General features: G+C 44.9%; 25 protein-coding genes. 12 read left to right on the plus strand and 13 right to left on the minus strand.

The window, feature by feature from the left end; translation table 11 throughout:
• The first annotated feature begins 10 nt into the window (after window positions 1-10).
• Window positions 11-2,947, plus strand: coding sequence for a T9SS type A sorting domain-containing protein (locus ISR87_00845; GenBank protein MBL7023972.1), 2,937 nt, complete (start codon window positions 11-13; stop codon window positions 2,945-2,947).
• Window positions 2,948-3,031: 84 nt separating this feature from the next.
• Here ISR87_00845 and ISR87_00850 read toward each other — a convergent pair whose 3' ends face one another.
• Genes ISR87_00850 through ISR87_00860 form a run of 3 tightly spaced genes read right to left on the minus strand, consistent with a single transcriptional unit; the run spans window position 3,032 to window position 4,561 of the window.
• Window positions 3,032-3,619: a periplasmic heavy metal sensor gene (locus ISR87_00850; protein ID MBL7023973.1), complete on the minus strand. Its 588-nt coding sequence runs from the start codon at window positions 3,617-3,619 to the stop codon at window positions 3,032-3,034.
• 4 nt (window positions 3,620-3,623) lie between these two features.
• On the minus strand, window positions 3,624-3,971 hold the full coding sequence (locus tag ISR87_00855; protein ID MBL7023974.1) for a hypothetical protein: 348 nt from the start codon (window positions 3,969-3,971) through the stop codon (window positions 3,624-3,626).
• Window positions 3,972-4,006: 35 nt separating this feature from the next.
• Window positions 4,007-4,561 carry a sigma-70 family RNA polymerase sigma factor gene (locus ISR87_00860; protein MBL7023975.1) on the minus strand — a complete coding sequence of 185 codons (555 nt, stop codon included), beginning with the start codon at window positions 4,559-4,561 and terminating at the stop codon, window positions 4,007-4,009.
• Window positions 4,562-4,774: 213 nt separating this feature from the next.
• Here ISR87_00860 and ISR87_00865 point away from each other — a divergent pair, with 213 nt between their 5' ends.
• The 3 genes from ISR87_00865 to ISR87_00875 are packed head-to-tail and all read left to right on the plus strand — an operon-like array spanning window position 4,775 to window position 8,192.
• The gene (locus tag ISR87_00865; GenBank protein MBL7023976.1) at window positions 4,775-5,161 is read left to right on the plus strand and encodes a hypothetical protein; all 387 of its coding nucleotides are present in this window, start codon (window positions 4,775-4,777) and stop codon (window positions 5,159-5,161) included.
• 25 nt (window positions 5,162-5,186) lie between these two features.
• The gene (locus tag ISR87_00870) at window positions 5,187-6,599 is read left to right on the plus strand and encodes a CotH kinase family protein (GenBank protein MBL7023977.1); all 1,413 of its coding nucleotides are present in this window, start codon (window positions 5,187-5,189) and stop codon (window positions 6,597-6,599) included.
• A 24-nt stretch (window positions 6,600-6,623) separates the two neighbouring features.
• Entirely contained in the window at window positions 6,624-8,192 is a 1,569-nt protein-coding gene (locus ISR87_00875) for a DUF1566 domain-containing protein (GenBank protein ID MBL7023978.1), read from the plus strand.
• A gap of 98 nt (window positions 8,193-8,290) precedes the next feature.
• On the opposite strand, the gene ISR87_00880 is transcribed toward ISR87_00875, so the two are convergent.
• The 3 genes from ISR87_00880 to ISR87_00890 form a co-directional block, all read right to left on the minus strand.
• Complete coding sequence (locus ISR87_00880) at window positions 8,291-9,706, minus strand: apolipoprotein N-acyltransferase (GenBank protein MBL7023979.1); 1,416 nt, start codon at window positions 9,704-9,706, stop codon at window positions 8,291-8,293.
• Window positions 9,707-9,762: 56 nt separating this feature from the next.
• Complete coding sequence (locus ISR87_00885; protein MBL7023980.1) at window positions 9,763-10,365, minus strand: TetR/AcrR family transcriptional regulator; 603 nt, start codon at window positions 10,363-10,365, stop codon at window positions 9,763-9,765.
• 78 nt (window positions 10,366-10,443) lie between these two features.
• Window positions 10,444-11,646: a DUF2961 domain-containing protein gene (locus tag ISR87_00890; GenBank protein MBL7023981.1), complete on the minus strand. Its 1,203-nt coding sequence runs from the start codon at window positions 11,644-11,646 to the stop codon at window positions 10,444-10,446.
• A gap of 351 nt (window positions 11,647-11,997) precedes the next feature.
• On the opposite strand from ISR87_00890, the gene ISR87_00895 reads away from it, so the two are divergent.
• The 5 genes from ISR87_00895 (at window position 11,998) to ISR87_00915 (ending at window position 16,986) form a co-directional block, all read left to right on the plus strand.
• Window positions 11,998-13,224, plus strand: coding sequence for an alpha/beta fold hydrolase (locus tag ISR87_00895; protein MBL7023982.1), 1,227 nt, complete (start codon window positions 11,998-12,000; stop codon window positions 13,222-13,224).
• Window positions 13,225-13,301: 77 nt separating this feature from the next.
• Entirely contained in the window at window positions 13,302-14,342 is a 1,041-nt protein-coding gene (locus ISR87_00900) for a T9SS type A sorting domain-containing protein (protein ID MBL7023983.1), read from the plus strand.
• Window positions 14,343-14,528: 186 nt separating this feature from the next.
• Window positions 14,529-14,939 (plus strand): hypothetical protein, encoded by a 411-nt coding sequence (locus tag ISR87_00905; GenBank protein ID MBL7023984.1) that lies wholly within the window; start codon window positions 14,529-14,531, stop codon window positions 14,937-14,939.
• Entirely contained in the window at window positions 14,923-15,438 is a 516-nt protein-coding gene (locus ISR87_00910; GenBank protein ID MBL7023985.1) for a hypothetical protein, read from the plus strand. The genes ISR87_00905 and ISR87_00910 overlap by 17 nt, the downstream gene beginning before the upstream one ends.
• A gap of 87 nt (window positions 15,439-15,525) precedes the next feature.
• Complete coding sequence (locus tag ISR87_00915) at window positions 15,526-16,986, plus strand: glycoside hydrolase family 30 protein (GenBank protein ID MBL7023986.1); 1,461 nt, start codon at window positions 15,526-15,528, stop codon at window positions 16,984-16,986.
• 35 nt (window positions 16,987-17,021) lie between these two features.
• On the opposite strand, the gene ISR87_00920 is transcribed toward ISR87_00915, so the two are convergent.
• Window positions 17,022-17,585 carry a hypothetical protein gene (locus tag ISR87_00920; protein MBL7023987.1) on the minus strand — a complete coding sequence of 188 codons (564 nt, stop codon included), beginning with the start codon at window positions 17,583-17,585 and terminating at the stop codon, window positions 17,022-17,024.
• A 216-nt stretch (window positions 17,586-17,801) separates the two neighbouring features.
• Between ISR87_00920 and ISR87_00925 the strand changes: the two genes are divergently transcribed.
• Window positions 17,802-18,479 carry a hypothetical protein gene (locus ISR87_00925; GenBank protein MBL7023988.1) on the plus strand — a complete coding sequence of 226 codons (678 nt, stop codon included), beginning with the start codon at window positions 17,802-17,804 and terminating at the stop codon, window positions 18,477-18,479.
• A 74-nt stretch (window positions 18,480-18,553) separates the two neighbouring features.
• Here ISR87_00925 and ISR87_00930 read toward each other — a convergent pair whose 3' ends face one another.
• Genes ISR87_00930 through ISR87_00955 form a run of 6 tightly spaced genes read right to left on the minus strand, consistent with a single transcriptional unit; the run spans window position 18,554 to window position 24,217 of the window.
• Window positions 18,554-19,303: an outer membrane lipoprotein-sorting protein gene (locus tag ISR87_00930; protein ID MBL7023989.1), complete on the minus strand. Its 750-nt coding sequence runs from the start codon at window positions 19,301-19,303 to the stop codon at window positions 18,554-18,556.
• Window positions 19,300-20,574, minus strand: a complete 1,275-nt coding sequence (locus ISR87_00935; protein MBL7023990.1) for an ABC transporter permease — start codon at window positions 20,572-20,574, stop codon at window positions 19,300-19,302. The genes ISR87_00930 and ISR87_00935 overlap by 4 nt, the downstream gene beginning before the upstream one ends.
• Window position 20,575: 1 nt before the next feature.
• Entirely contained in the window at window positions 20,576-21,748 is a 1,173-nt protein-coding gene (locus ISR87_00940; protein MBL7023991.1) for an ABC transporter permease, read from the minus strand.
• Window positions 21,749-21,764: 16 nt separating this feature from the next.
• Window positions 21,765-22,457 (minus strand): ABC transporter ATP-binding protein, encoded by a 693-nt coding sequence (locus tag ISR87_00945; protein MBL7023992.1) that lies wholly within the window; start codon window positions 22,455-22,457, stop codon window positions 21,765-21,767.
• A gap of 37 nt (window positions 22,458-22,494) precedes the next feature.
• A complete protein-coding gene (locus ISR87_00950) occupies window positions 22,495-23,586 on the minus strand; it encodes a hypothetical protein (protein MBL7023993.1) in 1,092 nt (363 codons plus the stop codon).
• 4 nt (window positions 23,587-23,590) lie between these two features.
• Window positions 23,591-24,217 carry a TetR/AcrR family transcriptional regulator gene (locus ISR87_00955; GenBank protein MBL7023994.1) on the minus strand — a complete coding sequence of 209 codons (627 nt, stop codon included), beginning with the start codon at window positions 24,215-24,217 and terminating at the stop codon, window positions 23,591-23,593.
• A gap of 196 nt (window positions 24,218-24,413) precedes the next feature.
• Here ISR87_00955 and ISR87_00960 point away from each other — a divergent pair, with 196 nt between their 5' ends.
• Both ISR87_00960 and ISR87_00965 read left to right on the plus strand, forming a co-directional pair.
• Window positions 24,414-26,222 carry a carbamoyltransferase gene (locus ISR87_00960; protein MBL7023995.1) on the plus strand — a complete coding sequence of 603 codons (1,809 nt, stop codon included), beginning with the start codon at window positions 24,414-24,416 and terminating at the stop codon, window positions 26,220-26,222.
• Window positions 26,223-26,237: 15 nt separating this feature from the next.
• Complete coding sequence (locus tag ISR87_00965; protein ID MBL7023996.1) at window positions 26,238-26,660, plus strand: hypothetical protein; 423 nt, start codon at window positions 26,238-26,240, stop codon at window positions 26,658-26,660.
• The last annotated feature ends 8 nt before the right edge of the window (window positions 26,661-26,668 follow it).

Below are 26,668 nucleotides of genomic sequence, written 5' to 3' on the forward strand. Positions count from 1 at the left end.
AGGAGGATTCGTGAGAAAACTATTTAACGCTATCATTGTTGCAATCTTTATCCTGTCAGTTGCCCAGGCTCAAATCGGAGCCTTGATCTGGGAAGAAAATTTTAATGATCTAGGCAATTGGAACCAAGAATTGGGCAATGGTGCCTGGGGTTGGGGTAACGGCGAACTTGAATATTATCATCCTGACAATGTGACAATCTCAGACGTCCCTGATGAACCTGGTAATACGGCCCTGCATATCACGGCCAGGGCGGAGAGTCTACCGGGATATACGGATCAATGGGGGAACCAGCTCAGCTATACTTCAGGTAAAGTGACAACAAAAGCAAAAGTCTCAGTGCATTATGGTATGATTGAAACCCGGGTACAAATCCCGGATCTTAATCTGGGTGGTTGGCCTGCTGTCTGGTTATTAGGCACTGCAAACTACGCCTGGCCCTACAATGGTGAACTGGATATGATGGAAATGGGTGCCCGACAGGAATTCAGGGATGCACACGACACCCATAATGGCGGCAATGGTTTGAACAATTCTACTGTGAACCAGTCCGTGGGAGCTAATGCCATTTATTATTCAGATGAAGCGGTCACTCCAGAGAATCCATCAGGTGCTGCCAGTATTTCCTGGGATCCAGATGATGATTACAATCGACTTTATTACAATTATGACAATCCCCTCATCGACCGCTTTGTCATCTACCGTCTCTATTGGGATGATGCGAGTTTACGCTTTACTGTGACGGACAATGGAGCAGAGTATGATCTCTATACAGAACCTTTCCCAATAGACAGTGTTTCCAGCGAGTTTCAACAGCCCTTCTATCTCATTGCAAACCTGGCCATTGGTGGTGCATTCACCGATGCTTACAACCTGGGCGATCCAGGTTCAGGAGCACCCGTGACCATGCCCTTTCCAGCAGATATGTATGTGGATTACATCAAAGTCTACCAGTGGAATGGACAGGGCGAAGTGAATGTTGGTCCCCCTTATCCAGAGAGCGGTACTTTTGGAGTCTACACTGACACGACCCCGGTGAATGCTGAGCTTGAGGCGGGCTTGACTTCGGAAATCTATATCTGGGAAGGGACACTTGTTGATGGAACCATACCACCTTATGAAGGTGAGAATGGTATCTCGTGGCAAACTACTGGAAGCGGCTGGTTTGGAGCTGGTATCCTACCGGTCCAACCCCTGAACCTGACTAATTTCAGTGAGGGAACTCTCAATTTTATGATAAAGATTCCAGCCAATGTCACCTTCAAAATTGGAATCATCGATACCTGGGATAATCAAAACTATGTGACCTTCCCTGCAAACCAAACCACATATGGGCTGGTCCGTGATGGTGAATGGGGTCAGGCCTCCATTCCTGTCAGTGATCTCCGTGGCGTGGCCATTGACATGCGCATGCTTAGCTATGCCTTTGTCATTCTGGAGGAGAGTGGTGCAGCTTGTGAGTTTGGATTGGATGATATCTATTTTGAAGGTGGTGGTGTATCCAACCCACCTATCGCCAATGCTGGTGCTGATCAGGTAATTCTCGATGATGACAATGATGGAGAGGCAACAGTTACCCTGAATGGTTCCCTTAGCATTGATCGATTTGGAAGCATTGACCTCTACCAGTGGATGCAAAGTGATGCCCTCCTGGCTACAGGTGAAATAACTGAAGTCACACTGCATTTAGGTGAGTATCCCATCACACTAATTGTTACTGATAATGAAGGCAATACCGACTCTGATGATGTTGTGATCTCAGTGATCGACAATTATCTCCCAACTGCTCACGCAGGAGAGGATCAGACGGTCATCGATATGGATGGGAATGGTTCAGAATCCATTGTTCTTGATGGTTCGGCCAGCACGGACAGTGATGGCGATATAGTCAGTTATAGCTGGTCTGAGGCAGGGGCTGAATTAGCCACTGGAGAGCAGATTACTCTAAATCTCGGCATTGGGGTTCACCTCATCACATTAACGGTCACTGATAACGATGGCGGTCAGGGTACAGATGCCCTCACCATACGGGTGAATCGCAACCTTCCCACCTCTGCACCAGCCATTTATTATACTGGCACAGCAATCGTCATCGATGACCAGGTTGATGCAACCTGGGTCAATACACCTGAAATGGGTATCAACAATGTTACAGTAGGTGCCCGAACTGCAGACTTCCAGGCACAGTGGAAGGCAATGTATGATGCTGATAATCTCTATCTCCTGGTAGAAGTGAATGATGAGGTTCTGATCAATGATTCTGGTGCCGGCTGGTATATGGATGATGGCGTAGAAGTTTTTATTGATGCGGATAATAGCAGCGGCGGTGTTTATGATGGTATCAATGATTTCCAATTCGGGTTTCGTTGGGATGATGATGAAATCAAAATCGGGAATAATTCTGTGAACAATACCACGGGCATTGAATTTGTTCAATATGCAACCCCGGTGGGCTATAACCTGGAGGTGAGCTTCCCCTGGAGCCTGTTGGGCGTATCGCCGGATAATATTTCTATCATTGGATTCGATGTAGCTGTGGACGATGACGACAATGGCGGAGACCGTGAGTGTGCAGTTGCCTCCATCTTTACTACAGACAATGCCTGGCACAATCCCAGTGTATTTGGGAATGTCCCCCTGGTGGTAACTGTTGGAGTTGATGGGAATGGTGATCACACCCAGCCCAGGGAGTTCGCTCTTCATCAGAACTTTCCCAACCCATTCAACCCGAGTACTGCTATTCGATATGAACTACCTCGCTCTAGTGAAATTCAGATTCTGGTCTACAACACGCTTGGACAGGAGGTTAGCAGCTTATTTCAGGGGGTTAAATCGGCAGGGAATCATGAACTCATCTTCAATGCTCAAGGACTTAGTTCAGGTATTTACTTTGTCATTTTACAGGTTGGCAATGAACAACTGAAACAGAAGATACTTCTAATAAAATAACTCGTTGCGCCATATAATTACAAAGCTCTTCCTTCACGAGGGGCTTTGTAATACTGACTTGTTTTCCTGAAATCGAGGTAAGATTTATCTATCCCGGGGTGGTGGCGCGCCGGAATCAGGTCCCTGCCCGCGTGGCGGTGGTCTTCTATCGTTGGCTTGAGCATCAGGATGTGGAATTCTTCCTTCACCTTCCATCCTCTGGGGTGGTGGTGGCTGTGAGCCTCCTCGCATCAATTCACCAGCCAGCTCTTTCAAGCGAGTCTGTTGTTCAGGGGTACAGAGCGCATTGAGCTGGACAAAGTGGTTGTACAAGGCCCGATCCATATCGACATGGATACTTGAAATATTATGTACAAGCTCATCAGCTCGTATTGAATCCGTCATGGGTTCGAAGGCCTCTGAGACAAGCAGTTCCAGTGAATCAGCCAGAGATGACAGGAGTGGATGGGCGTTGTCAAAATGTTGTTTTCTGATGGAGTGCATGGCTTGTGTTTGACTGTCCGTCAGCCCAAGCTCCTTTTTTAAAAAGCCTTCCAATCCCATTGGATGATCGGGGCCATCCCGCCCTGGTCTTTTATTGATTATCATGCTGGAAATAAGTGCCAGGTTCAAAATTACCAATAAGGTGATGGTAATCTGCATCATTCTTTTTTGTTTGATAATATCCAGCATTTTATCACTCCCCTTCTTCACTTAGCAGGTAGGTATCAGCATAATTGAGACCGTACTGTGATGACAAATTTTCAATGTAATCAGACCGACCAGATGAGCTTGTCTCATTGGGAATAGCGATCCAGATCATCATGATCAGATTCAATGCCACAAGACCAACCAGCATCCCAGGTTTCACCGCACGGATCCACCACGCTTCAAACGCTGGTAAATTATGGTTAGCCTCATCCTCAATGCGATTTTTCAGACGATCATAAAACCAGGGATCCATTTCTGGTGGGTCATCCTGGTGAAAGGCATCCAGTGTCAGTTTGACCTGTTCCTGGATCTCATCATGGTTGCTTTTTTTCATAGCTTCCTCAATTCTTAAACTCTCTATCCATCCCCTCAACGGGAAAAATGTCCTGTGAGGTGTTTTTTTAAATTCTTACGCCCCCGATGCAGCAATCCCTCAATTGATGACACAGAGGTGTTCATTATATCAGCAACCTCCTGATTGCTGTAATCCTCATAGTTGCTCAGGGTGATGGCCACGCGCTGATTCTCTGGCAATTTTGCTACAGCCCGGGCCAATATCCGATTTCGCTCTGCATCCATGAGCTCAGTTTCTGGAGTAGAATCATCAGCAACATCAACTTCGCCTTCAGCACTGCCGATTGACAGCAGGGCTTTTACAGAACCCAACCTGCGTTTACGATTCTGCTTTCGAATCAGATCCAGGCTTTTGGTCACGGCAATGCGATAAATCCACGTTGAGAGTTGGGCATCACCCCTGAAATCATCCAGTGATTTGTAGACCTGGATGAACACTTCCTGGGAAACATCCTGGGCATCTTCTCGGGATCTCAAAAAACGATAGCACGTACTGTATACCCGCTCCTGATGTTCAAGAACGACCCTGCGAAAATCTGTTTTTTCAGATGTTGTTTGCTTCGTATTCACTCCAGAATCCTGGTTTTCCTCAATATAGGGTGGTTCCACACATGGGACACAACATCATTTAATCATCAAAAACAGTCCTGCAACCCTTCTGACGTCCTTTTTTTCAAAACCTTTTGCTCAAAATTGTAATAATTAAAAGTGCAAGGTTTGGACTTAGCAGACGTCTCAAGCAACAGAACGAGACCTTCAATAAAAGGCAAAAAGGAGCATATCATGCACACTAAAATCTTAAAGAGAACCATCATACTAATCAGCTTGTTAATAATGACCAGCATCGGCCTGGCACAGCGTAACCAGGGATCACCCCCACAACCCTCTGAGCAGCAGATCAAGCAGATGATTGAGGAGCTTTCCAGCGAGCTGGATCTCTCTGCAACGCAAAGATCTCAAGTCAGTAAACTTTTCACTAAGCACTTTGAGGAGATGAAATCCAAACAAACTAAAAAATCTGGAGGCAAACGTCCAGGTCGTGCAGCCATGGAGAGCTCACGACAGAGATTTGAAGGACAGATCAGGCAAGTGCTCTCACCTGATCAGATAGAAGCTTATGATAAATTTCTGCAAAGTTACGGTCCGCAATCACAACGGCCAAAACGATAAACAGATTCCAAGGGAGTATAACAAAATGAAGCCAATGACTTTTTTCAGTATGCTTTTCTTGATAGGCTTACTCACAAGCTGTGATGATGCTGTCACGGAGCCATCCTTGAACATCGATGACCTGGAATTTGAGCCCACAGACTGGACCACTGAATCCCACGGTAAAAGTGCAACTCCAAATTTTGGTGAAGTCTTTGACAACTCTGCAGTTAAAAGACTGGATATTGTAATCTCCGAAAATAACTGGCAAGTCATGCTGGATGATATGACCAATCTGTATGGAGCGTTTGGTTCTAGCGCCGGAGGTCCTCCCGGGGGCCCTCCTGGTGGTGGTCCAGGGGGACAGTTTATAGAAACGGAAGATCCAATTTTTGTGCCTGCGGATGTCTTTTACAATGATATCCAGTGGTATAAGGTTGGTGTACGTTTTAAAGGAAATTCCAGTTTACAAAGCAGTTGGCAGGCAGGTATCCTGAAGCTCTCCCTGAAACTGGATTGTGATGAATTTGAAGACGATTACCCCCAGATAAACAACCAGCGATTTTTTGGTTTCAAGAAACTCAGCCTGAAGAACAATTATGAGGATAAATCATTTCTCAGGGAAAAAGTAACAGCAGAAATATTCAAGGACGCAGGACTGGCTATTTCTCATACGGCTTTCTATGAGGTGTACATAGATCGGGGTGATGGTCCTGAATATTTCGGTCTCTATACCATGGTTGAAGAAGTTGATGATACTGTCATTGATACCCAATTTTCAAGTGATGATGGAAATCTTTATAAACCTGAAAATACAGGGGCCAGTTTTATGTCTGGAACCTTTAATGAAACTGATTTTACCAAGAAAACCAATGAGGATGAAGGGAACTGGTCAGATATACAGGCATTATTTACTGTCCTCCATGATGAGACCCGACTGACTGATGCCGAGTTGTGGAGAAGTAGCCTGGATTCCATTTTTGATACTGATGTTTTTCTTAAATATCTTGCAGTTAACACCGTTGTTCAGAATTGGGATACCTATGGACGCATGACCCACAATTATTATCTCTACAACAATCCAGATAATGGGAAACTGACCTGGATTCCCTGGGATAACAATGAAGCGCTTCAGGAAGGCAAAATGGCAGGTTCGCCCGCACTGGATTTTTCAGATGTTGTATCCGACTCCTGGCCACTTATCGGATACCTCTATGCTGATGATGTATACCGAGCTAAATATGATGCCTTTGTCGGCGAGACCAGAACAGGGGTCTTCGAGCCTCTCACCATCCAGAGTAAATATGGAGCGTATGCTAATCTTGTTGAGCCCTATGCTACCATAGAACAAACTGGATTCACCTTTTTGCAGAACGCCGGAGAATTCCAACAGGCAATTACAACATTGAACAGTCACGCAGATAGTCGTGCCAGCGCCGTTGATAACTATTTATACTAAACGAGTTTTTTTGAGGATAAAAAAATGAACAGGTCAATTCGAAAAATTCAGTCCAGCTTGATGAGCCTTTTGCTCTTATTGCTGGTCAGTCAAAGTCTTTTCGCACAGTCATATAAAATCGTTGATACAGGTCAAACCATCTTTTATGACAACCAGAATGAAATCAGCGAACCTCAACCAGGGGAGTCCTTTTATGGCCAGGATGCCTCCTTCAGCGGTCACCAACCCGAATACACTGATAATGGAGATGGTACTGTTACCGATAATGTGACTGGTCTCATGTGGCAGCAGAGCGCGGATCTTACTGGCGATGGTATCATCAATATTGATGATAAACTTAGCCACGCAGAGGCGCTGGCCGGAGCTGACACCTTCAGCCTGGCTGGTTATTCGGACTGGCGCTTACCTTCAATCAAGGAAGCCTATTCTCTGTTCATGTTCACGGGTGAAGATCCCAGTGGCTATCAAGGCACGGATACTGAAGGATTAATTCCTTTTATCCATACAGACTTCTTTGATGTGGCTTATGGCGACACTGATGCAGGGGAGCGAATTATTGATGGTCAATTCGCAAGTAGTACAGTTTATATGGGAACCACCATGAATGATGATTCCGCCATGTTTGGGGTCAATTTTGTAGATGGTCGCATCAAGGGCTATCCCATGGGTCCCATGCCGGGGCAAACTGAGGACAAGCAATTCTACGTGCTTTATGTTCGAGGTAATGAAGCCTACGGAATAAACGATTTCACAGATAACGGTGATGGTACTGTGAGTGATGAAGCCACTGGTCTCATGTGGATGCAGGAGGATAGTCAGATCGGTATGGATTGGGAGGCAGCTTTGGAGTACGCCCAAACCAAAAACACTGAGAATTATCTTGGCTATAATGATTGGCGAGTTCCAGATGCCAAGGAACTTCACAGCATTCTTGATTACACGCGTTCACCCCAAACCACCAACTCGCCTGCCATTGATCTCGTTTTTTCCTGCACGTCAATCACAGATGAGGGCGGAAGTGAGAATTATCCCTTCTATTGGTCAAGCTCAACTCATGCCAACATGCAGAATGGTGCCTGGGGTGCTTATGTTTGCTTCGGAGAAGCCCTGGGTTTCATGGAAGAGCCCTTCCCGCCCTTTAATGTTTCATTGTTGGATGTCCATGGGGCAGGCGCTCAACGCAGCGATCCCAAGACAGGTGATGCAGATGATTATCCTCAGGGGCATGGGCCCCAGGGTGATGTGGTTCGCATCGATAACTTTGTGAGATTGGTTCGTGATATCCAGACGTCGTCCGGCCTGAATGACAACTCTCAGAAGGAGTCTCCAATTTCATTTTCTCTGACTCAGAATTATCCCAATCCTTTTAACCCTTCCACCTTGCTGGAGTATAGCCTCCCCATCGGTGCACACGTTGAGATCAGGGTCTATAATGTGCTTGGGCAGGAAGTAGCAACTCTAGTCAACGAGTATCAAGAGGGAGGAAAGCATAGCGAGCTGTTTTATACCGAGGGGCTAAGTAGTGGATCCTACTTCTATGTTTTTGAATCCGATGGATGCAGGGAAATACGCCGAATGGTGTTATTAAAATAAATACACCTGAATATGGATGAATAGGGAGTTCTCAACAATTTTGCTATTCTTCCATAGTCAACGGGCATTCAACTGATTATCCTGTCAATGTTATCGCCTTATCGTCGTACTGATTGCACAGACTTTCTCCTGATTCCATAGACCAGGAGAAACAGACCAACCAGGATTACCCAGTCCCCCAATAGTGAATATATCGTTTGTTGACCCTTTAATGGGACACTTGATACGAGAATTTTTTCATCTGAATTGAAGTCGCTCAGTTGCCCAAGAACGCGCCCATATGGATCAACCGTTGCTGAAAGCCCCCAACGAGTAGATCGAATCAGGCTAAAACCGCCTTCTATGGCTCTCATTGCAGCCATTTGGGTGTGGATGGGGTCGATGCCACGCCAATCTGATGATGGCACTGCCACCAGATCAGCTCCCAATTTTGATATATCCCGACCCAGTACCGGAAAATCAAGATCATAGCAGATTGCACCACCCAAACGAGTGCCATCCATATTGTACACTGTGTGTGGTTCGGTTCCTTTGGTACAGGGCTCTCCAGGAACAGGTTCATGTTTTAGGTAGGTGCTTCGGATAGATCCTGTGGAGTCTATAATGATGTACTTGTTTTCATAGAAAAATGGTTCCGTACTGATTAGAATAACATAGCTGACCACGGCTGTGATATTTAGCGAGTCAGTTAACCGTGAAACCTCTGCTTGGAAGTCAGCTTCTTCATCTGGTAGGAGACCTGTTGCACCCTCAGTCCAAACAACCAGCTTTGCACCAACATCACTGGCTATACGCATGCGCTCAAATATTTTTACCCGATTCGTGTTCCGGACGTCTAAGGAAGGTAGTTCAGGACCACCGATCTTTGAGTTTGTACCCACCGTTGCAACTTGTAGACTTTCATATTCAGTATTATCAGCCCGAGTTAGTCTTAATGTCCCAAACATGCTTAATACTAATATTGGGATTGCAATTTTAACCAAACGGGCTTTTAAAAACCCATCTCTGATACCTTCATATATTTGATAGGCTATGAAGTAGATAACAAAGGACAATATCCAGATCCCACCGATGGATAGTATTTGGAGCCAGACTATATTATTAATCTGTGTATTAGCAGCAGCGCCCCAAGAACCGAAGGGGGTAAAGTTTGATTGCAGCCATTCACCCATGACCATAAGTGTAGGAAACACCCATTGTGTTTTTTTACTCTGGGGAAATGATACGAAAGCCAGATAGGATCCAAATTTGACTGTGGCCAGGGGCAATCCATATCCAATAGCTATAAACCATGGTAGTGGAGAGGTGACTATTTTTAGGGTAGCCAGACTCCAGCCTAAAACCAGGAATCCAAAGAGCAGCGCCTTTGACCGCCAGCCACTGGTCCGATCGAGATAAAATAGAATGGGGATGGTTTCCAAAAAGATGAGGATGCCAAATCCGAATCTCATGTGGGTTACTGCTATGAGAGCGGCAGCAATTATGAGTAAGTATATTGGTTTAATGGTTTTCATGACAACTCCTAACGTTATATGTTATTTGAACACTGTTTGGTTTTATGTAAAAAAATTTAGCTGCTGAGACTATTCACAAAACGCGACAACATGCGTATCTCCATAGATTCAAAATCAGCATCATAGCCTTTTAAGTGAGTTAATTGCATCATGACGTGACCGTGGAGGAATACCCAATAGGTATAGCATATCTCTTCCACCCCTACTTCTTTGGCCAGATTAAGCTGGCCAGATTCCACCAGTTTGGATACCAGATTGAAAAGCACCATATAGGCTGAAGTTTCAGGTAATGCTTCATTTTCGCTTCTTCGGCCTGAAGAAAAAGAAGTAAACAGGAGCAGATAATCTTCTGGTTGATTTTTCGCAAATGCGATATACAGGGATCCAAGAGCAATAAGATCGTCAAGATTAGATCCCTGGGGTGTAAGAGCCTCCCGCATTTCTTTTTCAATTTGGAGTGCGATGGTTTTCAGGATGTCCTCTTTATTTGAAAAATATTCATACAGAGCAGCGGGGCTATAGTCACAATTTGCCGCAAGTCCTCTGAGTGAAAACTTTTCAACGCCATTTTTCCGAATCAGCTTTTTCGCCTCGGACAGGATATAGCGCCTGTTTTTTTCATGACGTCGTTGTCTCGTTGTCTTTTCATTTCCTAACATGGGGTGTATTCTAAACACCGTTCGGTAGACATGCAAACACTTTTTTTCTCAAATTCAGGCTAATGAATATTTAGAAAACTATGTGTCTTTATCCAGGATTGGTAGCTCAGAATCAGGTGTATCCAGATAGAAAAAGGCTGTCGCTGAATAATCATCACTGCGGTAAAAATTCATCCACCCATTGGGGAGGGTTGTGTCAGCCACATCAGGAACTGGGTCCATATCCTGCAACAACATGAGTCCCAGAGTACCATCGTCGTTGGCATAACCCTGGGTCACCGGGAGAAGCTCAGCCCCCTCGTCACGGATCTTGATCACCTCAGATCTGGAAGCCCCACCCATCCTCTGGATAGTCACCCTACACTCCTCCTCAAAGAAGATGGGGTCTGGAATGTGATATCGATAAATTGTAAAACGAGGGGACTCAGCCAGAAAACATCCCTGAAACTGATTGATGTAGGCGTTCAATCCCCAGGCACTCCCTGGATAGTCCTCGGCACCAGTACCATTCAGGGTTGGCAAATCTGTATCACCATCCAGGTAGACCTTCACCTCTCCCTCACCCCACCAGGTGTTTTTATACATGGGATTTGTAATAATGCCAATGTGACTTCCGAGGAATCTCCCTTTTCCCTTCACTTTTGGGAGAATCTCAAAATCAACACCCAATTCACTGTTCTCCTCACGATGCCAGGAAGCATGAAAGTACAACATGTCCTCATTATGCTCGGTCAAAACAAAATTGATATCGTAAAATAGTAGTCGAAGATGCCGTTCACTTGTATTGGTCAATTGAATGCGTGCACTCGTTTTAAAAGGCATTGGGATAATGCAATTGAAGGATCGACCCTCAGGATCAGAGAAAAGGGCATTTTCAAAGGGTATGGAATGGCCGAGGACATCTCCAAAAAAATCACCCATGGGAACCGAAACTGCTGGTGTCTCAGACTCGTCCCAAAACATCTCAAGTATCAGGGAGCGTAACATTTCTTCATCACGTTCAGTGTTGGTGATCCACATGCGTTGAACAATGCCACTACCCTGCACATCCAATAATACTTTTGTCTCCCCGGCCAGGACCTGATCAAAAGCATGACCTTTGGCTCCTTTGTTCCAGGTTCCACCTGCCCCTTTTTCCGCAGTGGGATTTTCAAAGCTGGCCCAACGCGGCGAGGCATTATGCTGAAATTCGAACAGAGTGGATTCATTGCTCAAATGATCTGGTTGAGCACCACAGGATAATAAAATAAAAGTTAAAAGTACTGGGATTGAGAGACGCATGAAGCCCCCTTTGAGTTTTTTTATTTGTGGTCAAATCTAAGTGAATACTTCAAGGTTCAAAAGGAAGTGTTCCGAGTGATCTCTCCGCGATTTTTAAAAAAATGAAGGGCATCAGAATCATCTCAACTCAGTAATGATAGTCACCTAATCTGTCCCTTTGGGGGCGCTATGATATTTCACTGAATAGTTGGTGATAATCTACTCACGCTTCCTATGCTACCTTGTCCACTTGCGGTAAATGCACACCCCTCATCTCCATGATTGACCATTTGTAGAATTACTCCCCAGGGATTTCCTCCCCTTCTATAAATTGAATCACTTCGCAGCCTCTTACCAAAAGGAAGGTATCAAATGAATTTACTAAGAAAGTGCGAATGGAGTTGTCTACTCCTCCTGTCAATCATGATCCTCAGTTGTGAGGAGTCATCGTCCCCTGAGGTAGAAAAAACAGCTGGCGGACTAATCCGATCAGAACTCATTCACAATTACAGTGCTGAGGAGATGGGTCAACTCCTGGCTATGCTGGGGATTCCAGACCCTCACAGTGTTCAGACTTCATTTCGTGCGGTGAAGCTGATTTACTATTCTCCCGATGTGAAAGGGGAAATGCAGCGGTTGTCCGGGGCTATCATATTCCCAGTAGATGATTTGGAGCATCCCGTGTTGAGCATGCAGCATGGCACTGTTACCAGACGAGATGAGGTAGCGTCAGTAGATCCTCTGAACTCCTCGGCAGGAATCACAGCACTCCTGACCGCATCCCTGGGATACATCACCCTGGTTCCTGATTATGCCGGGTATGGTGACTCCAACGATCATCATCCCTATATGCATGGAGAATTGCTGGCAAATTCGGTAATAGATATGATCCGCGCTGCTCAGCGTTACTGCGATGAAGAGGATATTAAACGGAATGAAAGACTTTTTCTCGCTGGATACTCCGAGGGGGGCTATGCCACCCTGGCGGCCCAACAGCTCATGGAAACTGACTATCCAGATGAGTTTAACCTCACGGCGGTTGCTCCCATGGCAGGACCTTACGACCTGCAAGCCACGGCAAGACTGGTTCTTGAGGGGAGTGAGTACACCTGGCCCGCTTATATTGGTTTTATGTTTGTTGCCTATGACCAGATCTATGGTTTAAATAATCTGGATCAGGTCTTTGTGGCGCCTTACAATGAACAGATCACAGCAATGTACTCAGGGAATCTTTCATTTTTTGAGATTAATAATCAACTCCCAGTGGGTATTGAGAATTTGATCAGGAGTGAGTTTCGCGAGAGTTTTTTGGAGGGCACTGAACATGTTTACTCCGACAAATTCATTGAAAATAGTTTGCTCAGTTGGCAACCCAATGCGCCACTCAGATTTATCCATGGCACTCAGGATGCAACCGTGCCCTATTCTGTGGCAGTAGCCACCGTAAATGCCCTTGTAGATGGTGGTGCTGAAAATGTGGAATTGATCGGTATTCCAGGGGCAACTCATGAAACAGCAGGAATGCCTGCGGTTATGGAAATGCTGGCATGGTTTTCAACTTTTGACAGTCAATTCGGCACCAACCTAATACCTATTTGATACAGTTAATTAATTGCTCTTTATCATTGATTGTGCTTGGTCTTTATTGTAGCTTCCGCCGAATAAAGGGGGTTCATATGTACAAGACTATAATAATATTTATCACTCTTTTTAGTCTTTTCCCTGCCAGTATCGGCTTTGCACAAGACTCACTCTATACGAGTATTTCTAATGATACACTGACAATCCATCATACTGGAACGGAACGTAATTGCGCCGCACTTTTCACCTGGGATGTAAGTATTGTAGATCATCTCATTACTGTTACTGAGATTGATACAGGTGATCAGGCCTGGTGCATGTGCCACTTTGATCTCCAAGTGAGCCTGACAGGACTGGATCCAGGCTCCTACCAGATTGATGTCTGGAGTAACGATATTGGTTCTGATCCTGTTTTTCACGGATCACTTGATCTGGACTGGGGGAACATTTCAGTTACGGGACATCAGGAATCTGATTGTCTCAGCGCACGGGATGATACTTCCTTTGTTGAATTGTCCGTAAACGGGGACACCCTGACCCTATTCTGGAACACGCCCATGCTCAATTGCGCATTCCTGCCGGTTTGGTCTGGATGGCTCAGTGCTGATACCTTTTATGTTTCCATGGTGGACACTGGGCCGCCTGCGGACTGTGTGTGTCCCTTTGAAGTAGAAGCTTCTTTCGCACCCTTTCAACCAGGATCATATACGCTCGCTTTCTGGGATGGGGAATACGGTTATCCCCAATTCGACATTGCCAGCCTTCGTGATGGATTGGAAATTTCAGGAGAATACCAGAGCCCCTGCTATAGCATTACTTCAATTCAAAATGAGGAGGATAGACAACTACCCAACAAGGCCATCCTAGATATTGAATCTTACCCCAATCCATTCAACTCACAGACCAAGATTACATTCCTAGTCATGGATCCCGTGGAGTTGGGAATACAAATTTTTAATATTGATGGTACGCCTGTTAGAACGTTACGGAATCGTTCCCTGGCACAACCTGGATACAATGAGATTTCCTGGATGGGATTTGATTCTCGAGGGAATTCTCTCAGCTCGGGTGTTTATTTGTTGGTGTTTCGTTATGGTTCAGACAGCTCTGTGAATCGAATGCTGCTGCTAAAATAATTCTACTACACATTTGGTGGCATGGTCACCATCACTATCAAACTCTTGAATAGACTAAATACTTGTGCTGGGTATATAAGGACGTTTTACACCTCTCAACGATCATTCACTCCTTTAATCGGACTTGACTAGAATCTGAAATGAGCATGTATATATTTCAGCCATCAAACCTTTTCCTGGAGGATTATGAGTTTTTTTGTTGACCGAGAGCGACTTTTTCTACCCAATCGAATCAGGTTCATTTTCCTGGCTCTAGGCGGGATAGCCTTCTTTATTACTGAATTTTTCAGATTACGCTTACGACCATTAATCAGATCTCTTGAAATCGAGGATTTTGGTTTTACCGATACTATTGGTAACAGCGGTGGCATTATCGTTCAAATATTCATCGGCCTGGCCCTCATAAATCCAACGCCACGTCAGAGTTATAGACTGGCTGTTTTCTTTTCAGTTGGCTATATACTGTATGAATTTGCCCAATCCTACTTACCAAAAGGGACATTCGATTGGTATGATGTTCTGGCGACTTGTGTGGGCTACTGCATATCTCTGTTGCTGTTGAGGTCTGCCTGGAAGTATCATGAAGAAGCTGCTTAAGATTCTTGGAGGATTCTTGACTGGAGTCTCTTTCCTGGTAGTAGTTGCCTCAGCCTGGTACGTCATCAAATTTTATCCCCGGCATGTTGATGACATGGAAATTGGCAACCCTGTTTTCTCCGAAAAGATTCTTATTGCGACCCAGGGATCTACCTACAAAAATGAAGTGGTTCAGCGACTTGCTGAGAAGCTCAGTTCCCGTGAGGTATATATCAAGATTACTGATGTTTCCAATCTTGATTCCATCGCTCCTTCTGCGTGGTCAAACATAATCATTTTAAATACAAGCATTGCCGATAATATGAACTCCCATGTCCGTCAATTTGTTGATAGGGTTGGTCCCTCGGATAAGATTATGGTCATTACCACTTCAGGTGGAGGTGATTTCACACCCCCAAACCTGGAAGTTGATGGTATCACAACGGCCTCAAAACTGAATGAAACAGAGAAAATGGCCACTCGTATATTCCAAATGGTTCGGATCAATAATAATTCATAAATGAAGCAATTTGAAACTTGATTTATTATCTAGATTAAGTAACTAGAACCCTGGGCTTGATCACAACAAAAAGGGATTAAAAAAGCGATGAAACAAATAAGTTTTTTGCTAGTTGTTGGTGTGGTTTTTTTGGCGTGTTCACCCATTGGGGAAGATGCTGCCGGGATTCGGAAATTCTCAACCAGGGACAGAGTTGTTTCTGTCTATACCACTGCTGAAAATACGGATCTAAGACTCACGCTCACAGGGACAAGCTCATTTGAGCCAGCAGAGCAGGCTAAGGAAACTGAAGTTTCCATTTTTGTAAACCCTGCAAAATCATTTCAGACCTTCTGGGGTATCGGTGGAGCTCTAACGGATGCTTCGGCAGAGGTGTTCGCAAAGTTGCCAGCCGAAAAACAGGAAGAATTTCTCAAATCCTATTATGATGTGAACGAAGGAATCGGCTACACACTGGCACGCGTACCCATTCACTCCTGTGATTTTAGCAGTGGCAGTTTTACCTATATTTCTGATACAGACAAAGAGTTAAAGACTTTTAGCATTGAGCATGATCAGGAATTCCGTATCCCTTTCATTAAAAAAGCCATTCTAGCTGCTGGTGGCAAGCTCCCTCTATATGCGAGCCCGTGGAGTCCCCCACCCCATATGAAAAGCAATGGTGAAATGCTTCATGGGGGCAGTTTGCTCCCGGAGTATTATGATTCCTGGGCACTGTACTATACAAAATTCATCAAAGCATATGAAGCTGAGGGTATGCCCATCTGGGGTATTACTCTCCAAAATGAGCCCATGGCTACACAAACCTGGGAGTCCTGTATCTACACGGCTGAACAAGAGAGAGATTTTTTGAAAAATCATCTTGGACCCACCATGGTGCGGGAAGGATTACACGACAAAAAAATTATCGTCTGGGATCATAATCGCGATCTCATCGCTGAACGCGCTCATACCATTTTTGGTGACCCTGAAGCATCCAAATATGCCTGGGGCATCGGATTCCACTGGTATGAAACCTGGACAGGTAGTGACCCCAATTTCAACAACCTGAGCAATGTGACCGAAGCCTATCCTGATAAAAAGCTGGTCTTCACAGAGGGGTGTGCCGAACGCTTTATTGATGGACGATATGAATACTGGCCCAATGCCGAGCGCTATGGAAACTCAATGATTAATGATTTTAATCATGGGACTGTAGGGTGGACAGATTGGAATGTATTGCTCGATGAAACCGGTGGTCCAAACCACGTGGGTAATCTTTGCTTCGCTCCAGTTCACGCCAACACAAAGACCGGCGAATTGGTCTATACTCCCAGTTATTACTACATCGGACATTTTTCAAAATTTGTTCGTCCCGGTGCCAGGCGTATCAGTACTTCAGCCAGCAGAACTCATCTGGAGAGTACATCCTTTATGAATGAGGACGGCAAAATGGTGACCGTCGTGATGAATAGCACTGATGAGTCAATTGAGTATAAACTCTATATCAGGATGCAGGCAGTTACAGAGACGATCCAGGCTCACGCCATGCAAACGCTGGTGTACTAAACAGTCAGATTCCTGCAAACAGCTGGAGTAATCTTTTAGGTTTTTGCGTCTCGGATTTTGCTTACCAACAAAGCGATTCCGGATACAATCATCCATATCAGAAGCATGTACAAGAGAATTACTCGCGTGACATAGCCCCCACTTATGGTATAAATCACTACATTTGACAAAGTCGGGATGCTTGAGGATGATATTAAAAAGACCAGGGTTGGGATAATGTCCAGCAAGGCAATGGCAATAGCAACTATTGGGAATATAAAAGCAGATTTGGCTAGACGGGACCCTTCTGGAATCCGACGAGCCAGCATTAAGCTTAATGAAAAGAAGGTGAGCATAAAACCGGTCATTGAAATGAGATTCAGATTGAAGGTCCAGATAAAGGTCTGCAACTGACCCATGTCTTCCAACTTTTTGAAAAATGCCTCAAATGCAGAAGCATCAAATGAAAGCCAGACCGTATTAAATTCAGTGGTTTCGATGCCCATTTTACCAAATAGTTGCACGATATAGGTATAGATTGGCACAAAAATGAGTAAACCAAGAATAAGTATGTTTCTATTGAGCTTTTTACCTGGATTGTGCTTAAAATATTCTATCATGATGTTTCTTCCCATTTTTACTTAAATAGTTTATTCGTAATAGTTTTATACTTCTATTTATATGACACTGCAGCTTTTTAAAACTAAAAATATGATTTTTGTTGCTCTCCAAATTAATGAATATTGAATTAATGTCTTATTTATTTTAACCAACATTGGTGACATCCAGAAGAAATGGGTGTTGTCTCAACCAAATTGGATATCTTGGAGGCAATCATGCAAGAAGTCGATCTATATCCTCCACTGAAGTCCTATCTGGAGGGGCAGGGCTATGAAGTAAAAGGTGAAATCCTTAACTGCGATGTGGTGGCATTCCGTCCAGAAGACCCTCCTATCATCATCGAGTTGAAGTTGTCATTAAACATGAGCATTCTTCTTCAAGCTGTGGACCGAATCAAAATCTCAGATACCGTCTATATTGGAGTCCCCAAAGGTCTGGCTGTTCTCAAAAAACGACGCAAGCAAATCATAAAACTGATGCGAATGTTGGGTCTTGGATTAATAGTTATAGATCCCAGAGCAAAAATAGGTGGAGTGGATGTTCTCTGCGATCCAGGTGAGTACAAACCACGCCAGATTAAAAAGCAGACCCAGAGATTACTAAAGGAATTCCAGGAACGTGTAGGTGACCCGAATCAGGGTGGCACCAGCATGAAGCGGGGTCTCATGACCGCCTATCGTCAAAAAGTCCTGGCCATCGCTACCTACTTAATGACCCACGGTGAAACCAAGGCTTCCATCATTGCAAAATCTCTGGAGGAGCCTAAAACCCGTGCCATCCTCTACGACAATGTATATGGATGGTTTGACCGCCTGGGTAAGGGCGTTTATACCCTCTCACCCAGAGGGTTTTCTGAATTACCAGACTGGTTATCAAAGAGCAACTTCGATTAAACTGTATTTCTAAAATTTCCACATTTTAAAAGAGCTTATGTGGTTTACAATTTTATTGACATGTCTCTGACAGCCTACTCCCTGAGTGAAGCTTTAGTGAACATATATTCAGGTATATCTACACCAAATTTGATGTCTTCAATGATGTATCGTGTACCCTGACCCTTGGCCATGACATCCTTAAAAAACATTTCTTTGGGATACCAGCGATCGTCAATTTTCATCACAGAGCGAATCTCAAAGTTTTTTAAGAGAGTGGTGCCATTTTTCGCATAACGTTCTTCTTTCAAGGGAAGGTATCTCTCCTTGTCAACCCACACCTTTCGTTGAGCATAGGCTACATCCTCAACGCCGGCTTTGGATCGCAATCTGAGGACATAGCATGGTCGATCCATGAACACCTCTTCTCCAACCACTGCGGCATCATATATATCGAGAAGTTTCCCATTGTCGACCATATCCTCGTATGAGAGATCGGAACCAGATACGCTCTGCCTCAACATATGTCCACTGATTTGAATCACTCGATCAGCCTGTGGTGTATACATCCAGAGCACATCTTCCAGACGCAGCATCTTGACGCCTTTTTCCCTGGCTGGAGAGAGATACTCCACCAGAGACGTGGATTCACCTTTGGACCAGCTTTTTGAAGTGATCCTGGTTTCTCTTCCACGGCGATTTGTGATAACCATGGTAGCTGTCGCTTCGGCAGATTCGGTAACCATCTGCTTGTCAATGCGACGTAATATCTCATAGGCGTCAGGCTGGGCCATGAGCATGGCCGGCATGGCACCGAGGAAGAGGAAGGGTAATAAATTTCTCATGTTTCTAATTCCTTAAATAAACTAGCCGTATCGCGTTTGAATATTCGAAGACCGGAGAGTGCCGATCCAAGCAGGGTGGCAAATACGCCAGGAAAGAATCCGATATAGAAGGCTGCTGGTGTAATATGGGCACGGATTACTGTGGGCATGAGCATGGTACTCTCCCCCATCATACCTTCAATATTGAAACCCACTTCCTGTAACCAGTATGCGAATCCCAAACCAAAGATAGTGCCCACAACTGTACCCATAATGGCAATTCCCAGACTCTCTATTATCAGGCTTCGATAGACATGACCCTTGGATTCTCCAACAGCCAGACGCAGACCCATCTCTCCATAGCGTCTAATGGCGCCCATGAGACCGGTATTCCAGAGCACAATTCCCATGGCGAAGATCATGATGAAGCTCATAATGCTCCCAGCTTTTTCAGCATAGCCAAAGTAGTCTCGCAGTCCTGCGTCATCCAGCATGGCAACCATCCGGGGACTAAACCGATCTGATGTATCACTCTTAGCTGCATTAAATTCAGTCGTAAGCGCCGTTGCTCTCAGGTCATCATAATGAGCAGTTTTGAAGTACCCTACAACCTCTGAGCTCCAATCCGACATGTCCAACATGCTACGGATATCTCTGATATCAGCCAGAAAAATGCCTTTGTCCAGGGGAGGTGTCCCAAAATAAATAATCCCAGCTACATGGAAGTTTTGCAGCACCATGGAACCATTTACTGTTGAGCTGATCAGGGTGACCTCTTCTCCTACACCAAGTTCCATTTGTGCAGCAAGGGTTTTCCCCATGACGATATCCCCTGGTTTTTGAGGAAGCGTTCCCGCTTGCAACCCAGCATTGAGATTCCATCGATTCTGCTCAGCGACATCATCACCAAAAAAATCGAGACCAATCCCACCAGCGCCCACCTGGGCTCGGGTTTCACGATTTTCATCAAAAGCATCGAGGAGACCACCAAATTTTATCCGCTCTGACCATTCCAGGTCGGGATATTCACGCCTCAGCATTTCCATGAGTTCTGGTCCACCTTCCATGGCCAGGTCATTAGGTATAACATCCTTTTCCTCATAGTATGCCCGGGAAGTAATTTTTACATGACCTGAGTCATACAGAGCAGCATTATTAAAAAAGTCGTCAAACACGCCTTTCAAATAGGTAAACATAAACACTGTCAATAATACACCCATGGCGACGACGATACTGGGCAGCAGGCTACGATGACGATCACGGAGCATACCTTTCATCAGAAATCTGAACATATTATTTCCCCCTCAGCGCATCAGTTGGGGTGAGTTTGGAGATTTTCCGCGTGGGTAGATAACTCACTATCACCACGGTTAGAAATAATAGAAAGGTGGTTCCCAGTAGGAGATCTGGACCGTATTTACCATAGATTACATTCCCCAAAGCCATACCATAATCATCCATATCACCCGGGATGGCATAACCCTTCGTGGTCATCAGATAAAAGAGCGGCGATCCAAGAATGAAGCCTGCTACGAAGGCAATGAGTCCATGCATACTGCCTTCAATAGTAAAAAGCCCAATGACCTTTGCTCGGGTCAAACCCAAAGCCATGAGGGTACCCATTTCTTTTTTGCGACGGAAAATGGCTAAGACTTGAGTATCAAAGATGGCCAGAAGTGCAATCGCGAAGAGAATCCCATACATAACATTTCCACCAAAATTCTTACTCTTGATCATGTCATTCATGTCTTTCATAAGAAAATCAAGATCGCGATACACCCAAGCTGCACTCGTAGGTGTACCCACAAAATCATCATCCAGGGCAATTACTGTTGCCTGGCCTTCCAGATTTGACATCGCTTGTAATTCTTCCAGGGGTATCCAGATTTGGTTACGATCTACGGTCTGCACGACAGTGTTCATGATGTGGACAATCTCCACTTCCCTCGCATCAAAAGTGCCACTGGCATCCCGCCAGCGAACCGTGAGCAAGTCCCCCACTTCCAGACCCGATTTGTCAGCCATTTTTTGTCCGATGAGAGCAGGAGTTAAACCAGTTGCTCCCATGACAATCTTATCTGTGGGTAAATCCATTACCTTTTGTTCGGGCGGAATCCCTTTGACCAGGATGGTCTGCATTCGGCCATCTGGATAAATGGTCCCCTGTCTGATGAGTATTGGCGCGGCTGAATGATCTGATAATCGAGCGCTTATTTCTTCAGGATAAAGAGCATGAGAATCTTCAATGGTGAGAGGATCTGTGGCATCGAATTCGCTGTGCCAGAGTTGACCCCCCTTACCAAACTCGATATTGGTCATGGCATCGTTCAATTGATAGGCCATTCCATCCACAACACCTTTTCCCCAGATCATGAGTATAAATGCCATCGCTAATACCAGGACATTCAACCAGGTTCGTAAACCGGCACCTACTAGGTTTCGCCAAGCAAGTTTAATTAAAATCATGATATCCTCCTCCAGTTCAACTGGTTTCGTCGGATTGAATTGCACCATCCACCAGGGTGACCTTACGACGTAAATAACTGATCACCTTCTCATCATGGGTGGCAAACACAAATGTGGTTCCCAGCTCCTGGTTTAGCTTGACCATGGTTTCCAGAATATGATGACTATTCTTGGCATCAAGATTGGCTGTCGGCTCGTCGGCCAGTACCAGTTTGGGTTGTTTCACCATGGCCCGGGCGATGGCAACACGCTGACTCTCACCACCAGAAAGCATTTTGGGACGACTCTCGGCTTTATCAGCGATACCTACCCACTCAAGCGCTTGCATAACCATATCTTTACGCTCTTCAGCTGATTTCCCCAGGAGTAGCAATGGGAATTCAACATTCTCAAAAGCTGTATAGACCGGCAACAGATTGTAGGTTTGGAAAATAAATCCCATAAATGCGCTGCGGTGTTTGGCAGCCTGGGCACCAGTCAGAGTCGAAAGGTCTTTTCCCAAAACCTCTACTTTGCCTTCACTGGGTGCGTCTAGAGCCCCAATAATATTGAGTAGTGTTGTTTTTCCTGATCCTGATGGTCCAACCAGTCCCACAAATTCCCCCGAATCTACGTTTAGGTCTATTCCCTTCAGGGCTGTAAAGTGACCTGTCCCCACAGGATAGCGTTTCACGAGACCTTGAGTTTTGATCAGTGTGCTATTTTCCATTTCGATTTCCTTTTAGTTCTTGTTGAACAAATTTGTATTAATGATTAAACGCAATATTGAGTTGGATACCTGTGCCTGAGGGTAAAGCCAAACTACCCCGGTTTGCCAGTTCAGGCATGTCGTATAGTGCCAAATAGAATAGCCAATTTCCACTGGTATGCTGCCAGCCAAACATTGGCATGTATTGGGTTTTGATATTTGGTGCTTCTATCACGTACAGATAGCTTGTGAGTCCATCTGACAAGCCTAAGGTATAATTTCCCATAAATGCGGTTGATCTCACTATCCATGGCATCTCTTCATCAAAATTACCAAAGTGAGATGTAAGGGATTCCATGGACACATAGAGACCATTCCCAATACTAAAAGTGTAGTCAACCCCTATCATTGCGGTAATAATATCACTTAGGATCAGATACTCCGAATGACTGACCATGATTTCTGTCCATAATCCCAGTACAAAATCTAATCTAAGATCGAAAGCGGCACGTTGTTCGTAGATCACATCTTCAATTAACAGGTTCATTGAATGAAAAGTGAGACCCATGGTACCTGCCGGAATGGGGTATTCAAGTCGGGCACCCAAATCTAACGGCCACTCATCATTGCCTGAAAATATATCACGTCTGGGGTCTGGTGCATCAAGCATGGTCCAGAGACGCAAATTCGATCCATTATTAAAATAATAGCGCCCCATAACCGCCCAGACTCCTGGTGACAGAGCCAGGGGATCTCTGGGATCCAGCTGGTCGAACCATTGCAAGACCCGCAACATGCGTGCCGGTCCAAAATTGATCTTCTGCAGTCCCACCCTGACCTGGGTTCTGGGGGTGTCGTAGCGGAAGGTGAAGCGATACAGTTCGCCATCCATCTTTACCAATGAATCGCCCAGGGAGTAATTGTATACATCAACCGCGGCATCAAACCCCAGTCTGCTAGCTGTGCTGTATTGATAGTCCATCCTCAATTGGGGGATGTAGCGCAGGGTCGTAGGACTCTCATCAAAGGCGCCTGCAAATGAACTGGCGTGGATGACTGATGCCTGTCCCTTCCATTGAAGATCGAAGTCATTCCCCTCTGCAAAAACAAGGGAAAGTGAAAACAGGGTAAAAAGGGTATAGAATTTCAATTTATTAATCCTCTGGCGGAGGTCCTGTGGTTCCAAAGAATAAGAAATTCATGAAATCTTGTGACAGCTTGACCATATCATCCTGATACATGGCCATCATGGCTTCAGATCTGGCATCTGCGGCAACCACTGTCCAGATATGAAGCAAAAAATCCACGGAATAGCCAGGATAAATCTCACCACTATTCTGACCGTCCTCTAAAAAACTACGCATGGCATTCATACTTTGAGCAATCCACTCCTGCATAAAACCCTGGACCAATTCATCTCCACTCAACAAACTTTTATAGAAGATTGGTGTGAAATGACTCACTGCAGATTCCTTCATGGCAATTAATGCTGTCATCTTTTCCTGGAGACTAGCATCAGCTGTCCGGATTTTGTTGAAGACTTCCATCCCTAATTCCAGACGAACAGTCATATACTCGTCTAATACGCAAAATTTATTCTTGAAATATTTATAGAAGGTTACCTTTGAAACGCCTGCCTCACGACAAATCTCCTCAACAGTCACCCGATCATATCCAAACTGCATGAAGAGGTCTTCGGCCGTACGGAGAATGTCCCCCTCCTTTTTTGGTCGATCCTGAAAGTCTGGTAATTGAACCTCTGATAGTATTCGATGTGGCATAAAATGTACGCTTCCCGTATTTTATTTAAACAATCGTCTGGAATATCGACAATATTTTGAACGTGTCAAGGATTATTTTACGGTTAATATAATTTTAATCGTTATTCATTCATTATGAATATGTTCGTAAGTCAACTAATACCAACCAGACTATTTTTCAGTACCTTTATTTGACTCAACGTGTAACATGTTTTGAATGAATATTTTAGGCATATCAGCCTTTTACCACGACAGTGCAGCCTGTCTTATCATAGACGGCAGGATCATTTCAGCTGCCCAGGAAGAACGCTTTACCCGCAAGAAGCATGATCATGGCTTCCCTACCAATGCCATTGAGTATTGCCTGAAAGAAGCTGGCATTGAGCCACAAGATTTGGACTATGTTGCCTTCTACGATAAACCATTTCAAAAATTTGATCGTCTACTCAGCACCTATCTGACTTACGCTCCCCTGGGGTTCGCCTCCTTTCTCAAAGCCATGCCCCTATGGCTAAAACAAAAGCTGTGGATCAAGGATTTTATCGCAGATGAACTGAAATTTGAGGGAAAGATCATTTTTCCCGAACACCACCAATCTCATGCAGCCTCGGCATTTTTCCCCTCCCCTTTTCAGGATGCTGCGTTTCTTACTGTAGATGGCGTGGGAGAATGGACAACCTCCAGTTATGGCGTTGGTGAGAATAATAAGATCGACATCATGGGAGAATTGCACTTTCCCCATTCCCTGGGGTTGCTGTATTCAGCTTTTACCTATTTTACGGGATTCAGAGTTAATTCTGGTGAATACAAACTCATGGGTCTGGCACCTTATGGGAATCCTGTTTACGTCGATATCATCAAAGAGAAGCTTATCGACCTCAAAGATGATGGCTCATTCAAAATGAATATGCAGTATTTCAACTTTGCTGCCGGTTTGACCATGACCAACAGAAAATTCGCGACACTCTTTGGTGGACCTCCACGAAAACCAGAATCAGAAATCACTCAGCGGGAAATGGATATTGCCCGATCCATCCAGGAAATCAGCGAAGAAATACTACTGAAGATGGTCAACCACGTATATAACCAGACCAATAAATCTAATCTGGTCCTGGCCGGTGGCGTGGCCCTAAATTGTGTTGGAAATGGACGCATTTTAAGAGAAGGCCCCTTTGAAAATATCTGGATCCAGCCTGCCGCTGGTGATGCTGGTGGCGCTCTGGGAGCTGCCTTATTTACCTGGCATCAGTATCTTAACCAGGCCAGAGAACCACAATCCAAAAGGGATAGACAGAGGGGATCATATCTAGGACCAGACTTCTCTGACATAGAGATTAAAGCATATTTAGATTCCAAACAAATCCCATACCATCATTTTAAGGACAGCGAACTATTCAGTTCTGTCGCTCAACTCATTGCAGACGAGAAGGTCATTGGTTGGTTTCAAGGTCGCATGGAGTTTGGTCCCCGTGCCCTGGGGAATAGAAGTATCATCGGAGATGCTCGATCCCCTGAAATGCAATCGACCATGAACTTGAAGATTAAATATCGGGAGAGTTTCAGACCATTTGCACCAAGTATTCTCAGCGAAAAGGTAGCAGATGTATTTGATCTTGAACAGGAAAGTCCCTACATGCTCCTGGTGGCTCAGGTAAAAAAGGAGTTGTGGTTAGATATGGATAAGGACCGTTCCGGGTTGTCCATGATTAATTCTCCCAGATCAACGGTACCAGCCATAACACATGTTGACCAGTCCGCCCGAATACAGACCGTCAACCTCCAAGACAACCCCAGATATCATGCACTCATCAGCAGTTTTTACGAACTCACAGGAAGTCCTGTTATCATCAACACCTCCTTCAATGTCCGCGGGGAACCGATTGTCTGCACGCCTGAGGAAGCCTTCACCTGTTTCATGCGAACGGAAATGGATCATCTGGTCCTCGGGAATTATATACTTAATAAAACTGAGCAAACTGCCCTATCCGCCGATGTGGATTGGAAAAAGCAATATGAACTCGATTAGCCGGAGACAGGTATCATGCTGAAGCAGGAGTTGAAAACTATCTGGACAGGAAGGGACCCTGGCCAATTTCGCAAGTTTGGCAAAACCATGGGTATCTTCCTCATACTTAGTGGTTTCATCTCATCATTTTTTGCCCCTGATTATGCAATTCCCATGCTTTTAATTGGAGGTCTCATTTTGCTATTGGGTCTTATATATCCCGCTGCCCTTAGACCTGTTTTTATTCTATGGATGAGTTTTGCTACATCTCTTGGATTTATTATGACTAGAATTATCCTTGGGCTCATCTTTTTTCTTATATTCAGCCCTATTGGTCTGGTATTCAGACTCATCAAAAAAGACCACCTGGATGAGGCTATCGATCATGAGGCTGCTTCCTACTGGAGGATAAGGGACCCCAAACCATATGAACCTGATATGTCAGAGAAACAGTCCTGAGAGATCTT

The sequence above is a fragment of the Candidatus Neomarinimicrobiota bacterium genome (assembly GCA_016784545.1).
Taxonomy (GTDB): Bacteria; Fidelibacterota; UBA8477; order UBA8477; family JABMPR01; genus JABMPR01.